7 protein-coding genes are annotated in these 6,327 nt (G+C 56.7%); 3 read left to right on the forward strand and 4 right to left on the reverse strand.

Translation table 11 applies throughout. The features are described from left to right. Positions 1–269: hypothetical protein (locus ACR0BK_RS20170; RefSeq protein ID WP_480556048.1), on the forward strand; the 269-nt coding region annotated here is incomplete at its 5' end. A 473-nt stretch (positions 270–742) separates the two neighbouring features. Here ACR0BK_RS20170 and ACR0BK_RS20175 read toward each other — a convergent pair. The 4 genes from ACR0BK_RS20175 to ACR0BK_RS20190 are packed head-to-tail and all read right to left on the reverse strand — an operon-like array spanning position 743 to position 3,486. Continuing rightward, the gene (locus tag ACR0BK_RS20175) at positions 743–1,114 is read right to left on the reverse strand and encodes a hypothetical protein (protein WP_480556049.1); all 372 of its coding nucleotides are present in this window, start codon (positions 1,112–1,114) and stop codon (positions 743–745) included. A 48-nt stretch (positions 1,115–1,162) separates the two neighbouring features. Continuing rightward, on the reverse strand, positions 1,163–1,381 hold the full coding sequence (locus ACR0BK_RS20180) for a glycine zipper 2TM domain-containing protein (protein ID WP_480477721.1): 219 nt from the start codon (positions 1,379–1,381) through the stop codon (positions 1,163–1,165). Between the two features lie 20 nt (positions 1,382–1,401). Then, positions 1,402–2,406 carry a DUF1214 domain-containing protein gene (locus ACR0BK_RS20185; protein WP_480556050.1) on the reverse strand — a complete coding sequence of 335 codons (1,005 nt, stop codon included), beginning with the start codon at positions 2,404–2,406 and terminating at the stop codon, positions 1,402–1,404. Positions 2,407–2,421: 15 nt separating this feature from the next. Then, positions 2,422–3,486 (reverse strand): DUF1214 domain-containing protein, encoded by a 1,065-nt coding sequence (locus tag ACR0BK_RS20190; RefSeq protein ID WP_480556051.1) that lies wholly within the window; start codon positions 3,484–3,486, stop codon positions 2,422–2,424. 138 nt (positions 3,487–3,624) lie between these two features. Here ACR0BK_RS20190 and ACR0BK_RS20195 point away from each other — a divergent pair, with 138 nt between their 5' ends. Both ACR0BK_RS20195 and ACR0BK_RS20200 read left to right on the forward strand, forming a co-directional pair. Next, entirely contained in the window at positions 3,625–4,662 is a 1,038-nt protein-coding gene (locus ACR0BK_RS20195) for a helix-turn-helix domain-containing protein (protein WP_480556052.1), read from the forward strand. Positions 4,663–4,926: 264 nt separating this feature from the next. Further along, a complete protein-coding gene (locus ACR0BK_RS20200; RefSeq protein ID WP_480496617.1) occupies positions 4,927–6,102 on the forward strand; it encodes an alpha/beta hydrolase in 1,176 nt (391 codons plus the stop codon). Positions 6,103–6,327: the final 225 nt, after the last annotated feature.

The raw sequence follows: 6,327 nt of genomic DNA on the forward strand, positions 1-6,327 counted from the left end.
TGATCTTCGTTTTTGGGCGCCTTCTTTTGCGAGGCGCTTTGGGTCATTTGCATCCAGTGCCCGCCGGTTCAAAAGATTTGGACCCTCAAGATGCGCTGTTCACATGCGAAGTGTCGGAGCGATACCTTTCCATATCAGGTTGCCAAAACCAGCCCGCACAGGAATTCCAGTTTAGCATTGCCGCCGCTTTGAAACCATCCTTGGACCGAAGTGAAACCTCTTTCCCAAGGATCGCGATGAACAAACAAAACGGTCTAGATTCGTGTTAATTTGTGCTCCATTTAGGTCTTTATCGTGAAAAATGTATCAAATTGATTGGCTGGTCAAGAAAAACCAACAAAAAGCCACACAATTGCGAGCTGCTTCTACTTTGGGACAAGGGTAATGCCCTGAATGAATTTCACCCAATCGAAATCCCACTGAATCGCGCCATGTTTCCCAGAGGCTTCGACCCCTGAGTTGGGCGAGGCCAGAGTGAGAAAACAACAAGCAAGCTTTCTTCTGAAACACAGGATAGTGCGGTTTGAGCTGGACAGCCAAGAGCGTCACAGCTGCGTTGCGAATCTCTTCACGGCTGGAGACAATCGTGCTTTGTCACAAATGCCCTTCACCTTGATGTGCATCTTACCCATTGCACAGCGGGCTTGGCATGGTCCTTTGCGCCCGTGCGCCGTTTCATTTTGCAAAAGACCTATCAAGAAGCTGGCAGCCGCATTCGGCGGCCGATTGTTAATGCAGCGGATTATTCGAACTCTTCAAAGGTTTCCCTCACAGCATCGTCCACTGCCCCGGCCAGCAACTTGCCACCGTCGTTGTCGCAGGCGTCTTCAAGCTCTTCGACGAACTCGGTCTTGAGGTCGCCCAGATATTCTTCCGGGACGGTGGCCACGACATCGATCTGACGGTTGTAGAGCGACACCATCGCCATGAGACGCACGATCTGGCTTACCTGATCGGGGTCATCCTCGTGCTCTGCAAGAACACTGGCGCAGCTAAGATGCATGAACGGTGCAGCTGCGGCGATGATTTCGTCCATCTCCGCATCGGCAGAGGCAGTGCTCGCCAGCGCTGCAATGCACATCCCGAAAATAGCCGTAAGGGAAACTCGTTTCATGTGATCTACCTCATTTCTTCAACAGTGTGCGGCACGTGCAGCGTGGCCTTAGCGCTTTTTACGATAGCCTGCGATGGCACCGACGACGGCTCCGGCTTTTGCGCCGTCACTGCCGGATACGAGGTACCCCACCCCAGCCCCCACGACGGCACCGCCAACCGTGTTCTTCGTTCGTTGCGACTGGGCCTCGGCTGGCAGCGGCAAGGCCAGGATTGCGGCCATCAGCAGGGCGAGTGCGGTGGCCTGTGACTTTGTCGAAAACTGCATATCTCGGTCTCCTTATCGGTTCAGTTGATCCGTTCAGCCGATGGAAAGGTCCAGCTTCCATCCAGAATTTCGGCGCGCGGCTGGTACAGGCGGACGGTGTAATTCCAGTTTGGCGGGGTCGGGATACAGTTAATCCGGCCATCGTCACATGCACCGAAGTGGATAGTGTATGACCCGTCCTCGTTGGGCTTGGCAGAAACGTTGTTGTAACTGTTGCGGCCAAGCTCGTTCGGCTCAAGATAGCCGTCGGCATTGTAAACGGTGATCGACCAAAACGCGTCGACCGGGACGTCGTTGACCGTGATTGCATGGGGCGTCTCGCCATCATTTGCATCGACACTGGCGATCACGGCCGAGGCTGTGGTCGCCGGTTGCCCTGCCCAACCAGCGATGGCGCCGACCAGGTGATCGATCGGGTCGACCTCGTCCTTGCGGCCAAAGGCATTGGCCGCATCAAAGCCGACCGCGCTTGCCAGATCGTTCACCGCCTTGCGCGCCTCGGCCAGGCTTTCCATATCCCAGTCCGGCGCTTCGAACGGGCCGTTGCCACCGCCGCTGAGCTCGATCCCGTCCTGCGCCGCATGCGCTCTGGCCAGATCTTCGGCATCCGTGGCATCGGCGAATGTACGGAACAGGACAAAGGCAAAGCGCGTGCCGACATTGTCCTCGGTCAGGTCATAGGTGCCCGGCGTCGCCTCGACAAAGGCGTAGTGATCCTGGCTGATAGCCAGCATCGACTGAAAACGGCCATCGCCGTTGGGCAGGGTGATCTGGACCGGCTGGGACAGGTCGAGGATCACGGCGGAATAAAGCGTGTCCTGATTTGCGCGGATGATCGGCTGCGGAGCATCCGCCGAAACCAGCGTACGCTCGTGAACGATTTCGCCCACGACCGCCCCATTGGCGGCAAGATTTGCCCGGATCATCGTGTCAGATTCCGCCCGCACAAGGTTGTGGATGCGCACCTCCTCTGACGCGGCAATCGAGGGCACACACAGCGCAAGGGCAAAAAGAAGACGTCGCATGAGAAATCCTTTCCGTTAATTCAAAAGGCGAACTGGGGGGAAGCTCCACGTCCCATCGAGAACCTCGGGCCCGGGCTGATACATCCGCACGGTATAGTTCCAGCCCTCCATGATCGGCAGGCAGTTGACCCGCCCATCCATACACCCGCTCAGGTGAATGGTCATTGATCCATCACCATTGCGCGCACCTGTCACTGAATTGACGTTATAGGCACCTTGCGCGTTGGGCTGGAAAAAGCCCCTGGCGTTATAAAGGCTGACAGACCAGAACGCCCCGACCGGCACCTCGGCGGGAACATCGATGCGATACTCGGCCACTGGCAGATTTGGTTCTACACTGACGTAATAGGCCTCATGCTCGGGCAACCCACCCCAACCGCCAGCGGTGCCGATCAGATGCCGGACCGCCTGAACCTGATCACGCGCGCCGAACATATGGGAACTGTCCGGCACATAGGGGCCGAGGGCCAGAATGCTCTGTAACAGCCCCTCAAAACTGGCTTCGTCATAATTGGGAAGGATGAACGGACGGGCCGACCTGGCCTCGACCAGCATCTGGTCCTGCAACGCGTTGACGGTGGCCACATCCGAAGGATCGGCGGCATCGACCAACACGCGCATGAAGACGACAACATAGGGCGTGCCAAAAGTCTCGACATCCAGCGCATAGGTGCCACCACCGTGAAACACCTCTTCGATGTAATGATCCTGATTGAGAACCATTGCGGTCATATAGCGGCCATCTGCATTTGGCAGCGTCAGGGTTGCGCCTTCGCTGATGTCGATAACAGCGGTGCTGTACAGCGTGTCGCGGTTCATCCGGATAGTTGGTTGATCATCCACCGGGGTCGGTTCGCGAAAGTGAAAGAACCTGTTCACTCCTCCGGCCAGTGACACATATTTGCCCAGCTCAAGATCAGTCGCGGCGCGCGTGAAATTGTCGATGGTAACCGGGATCTCGCGGCTGTCAGTTAAACTGTCGACGGTTGTGTCCATATCCTGCGCATACGCCGCCTGAGCCCAGATCGTGGCCAGCAACGTCAGCGACTGACTGAGAGAGAGGGGGAAAGACTTACTCACGAACATGTCCCTTAAGAAATCACAGGTTTCGTCGGTGATGACGGGTTGAGGGAACGGCGGTGTAACCCGTTGTCGCAGGGCGATTGTGCAGCGCCTTGACGGGTTGTGTCACCGGACAATTCCCGACAAACTAACCCAATGCGTCGAAACATGGTTACAATTCGCGAGTTGGCCCATGTCGTGGAACTGCTTGAAGATTTCGCCGGAGCGAGCACCGTTGCGGACGCCCTTCAAGCGGTCGGCCTGGACCGTTCTGTTCTATCGCTGAAAGCGGGTTTTGCACCCTACGCATCAGAGGGCATTCTGGTTGAAACGGTGGCCCGTGCGATGGGCGACAGGCTTCTTGGTGCCCGGATTGGCCGCAAATTCGATTACGCGCGTTACGGCGCGTATTCAAATTTTGTGCTGAGCGCGCCTGACCTGGCTACCGCGCTGGCGCGCGGGGCACGGGCGTTCTTGCTGATACACCCAGGTTCAGAGATCGTATTTCGTCAGACCGAGACCCATGTCGTGGTCGGGCGCAGTGCAGTCGGGCTGACGGTCATGGGTCACAAACATCTGGACGAAGGCTCGGTGTTTGTCCTCGCTACCGTTATCCGCCACTTTCTGGGCGAAGGCTGGCACCCGGACTGGATTGAACTGCCACATGAGGCGCGAGTCGATGTCCCGAAGATCGAAGAGATGATTGGCGCCCCCGTGCGTCTTCGGGACAGCCCGCCCGGTATTGCCATCCGACTGGGCGATTTGCAAACGCGCAACCCTTCGCCCCGCAGTCTGGACGCGAACATTGATCTTGATGATCTGGCGGCGTTGATGGGCGTTAATCCTGTGCAGACCATTGGGGATGCAGTGGAACAGATATTGCAGATCACTGTCGCAAACGCGGATATGTCAGAGGATACCGTGGCAAGCCATCTTGCAATAGGGCCGCGAACCCTGCAGCGCGCGCTGCGTCAGGAAGGCACGTCCTTCAACGCCGTCCAAACCCGCTTTGCAAAAAGCAAGGCACAGCATTTGCTGACCCAGACCGACAGGTCTATTGACCAGATCGCCAGTACGCTTGGCTATAAAGATCCCCGCAGCTTCCGACGCGCCTTCAACCGCTGGACAGGCGTTTCGCCCTCTCTCTATCGAACCCAGCAACGCGCAGGATCTGACCCGGTTTTGGCAGACTAGACCCATCGAGGTCGTGCCCGGTGCGGGCGCCGGGCATCGAAACCGCACCCAATTTGCGGCTGATACTTATGGTCGCGCGTGGCAATAAACGATTGCCAATGTCGGACTATTTGCAAAAGAAATGTGTGAAATCTTGTGCCGCAAATTCACAAAGCGGCCGGAATATGACGGAGCGTTAAGGGTCTGATGCGTAGGTTTTGGTGGCTATTGATCTGTGTCGCCCTGACTGGGTGTGCAGCGAAAACCTACAATGAAATTGACATTATGCCTTCGCCAACGGTCTTTGCTGATGGCACGCTTGATCCATTCGAGGATGTGACCGAGGGCAATTTCGAGTCGCGGGCGCGACTGTTTTACGCAACAGACCGCCAGCCCGCAGGACCGGACGACCCACAGAAAAGCTACAATAACGCACGGGGGCAAGTGCTGCGGGCGGGTGTCGCGCAGGTTGCGTCGGACCCGCCGCTTGAAAGCTGGGAAAATGCACGGCGCATAACACTCGCCGCGGCGCGGGATCAGGACTATAGGCTGCGTGTGGTGGGCGTGGCCGAGACCGGCATCTTGCCGTTCAGCGCAATCAAATACATGGATACCCCACCCAGCCGTGTCGAAGTTGAAGCCGCCGGTCGCCGTTTTGCGTCACAAATTAATGCGCAGTTGGCGCAATCGGCCAACAAGGACATTTTCATCTACATCCACGGCTATAATGTGGACTTCGACTATTCCACCCTAGTCTCAAGCCAGTTGCAGCATTTTCTGGGCTATCAGGGCGCTTTCATCAGTTACAACTGGACAGCAACCCCAAATACGCTGGCCTATTTCCGTGATCAGGAATCGGCGCTGGCCTCGCGACGTTATCTGCGCGAGTTGATTGCCTTTCTCTCGACCCATACCAATGCCCGTCGCATCCACCTGATCGGCTACAGCGCCGGGACAAGGCTGGCCTTTGACGCCGCCTATCAAATCGCGTTGGGGGCCGAGGGAAACGCGCGGTTGGGCAAACTCATCCTGATCGGCAGCGATCTAGACCGTGCTTATTTCATTCATGCTATCGAGGACGGTCTACTCGATGCGGTTACGGACCTGACGATCTATCAGTCGCAAACGGATTCCGCCCTGGCGATGTCTAGGCTCGTCTTTGGCCGCAAGCGAGTCGGAGAGACCTCGCCCCCCGGCGAAGCAGTGCCTGCGGTGCAAGCGGAATTGGCCCGGACCCCAAGGCTGCATGTCATCGACGTGACGGATGCCGAAGAGGCGGGCAATGGCAACGGACATTGGTATTTCCGGTCTTCACCATGGGCCAGCAGCGATCTTTTCCTATCATTGCTGACCAACAAAGACCCCGCCGCGCGCGGTCTGGTGCGCGCACCCGGAGAGATCATCTGGCGTTTTCCAGATGATTATCCGCAAAGGATCAGGGAACTGGGGCGTTTTTACTGAAGGAAAGGAACCGTTAGGTTTTCCCCGTCTGTTCGCTATTCTGGCTAGCTTCCCACACGAAGCTTCGTCTGATCATTCCGAATCTCATAAGTAAGTTTATCCATAGGTCAGGCTTATGACTTTGAAGGTATAATCGATTTTTCTTGGCATATTAATCTGTCAAGATGCGAATGCTCAAATGTGAATTTAACGCCGCGCAAGAATGGCGAACCTGTCAAACAATTC

This window comes from Ruegeria sp. AF1 (genome assembly GCF_056542125.1).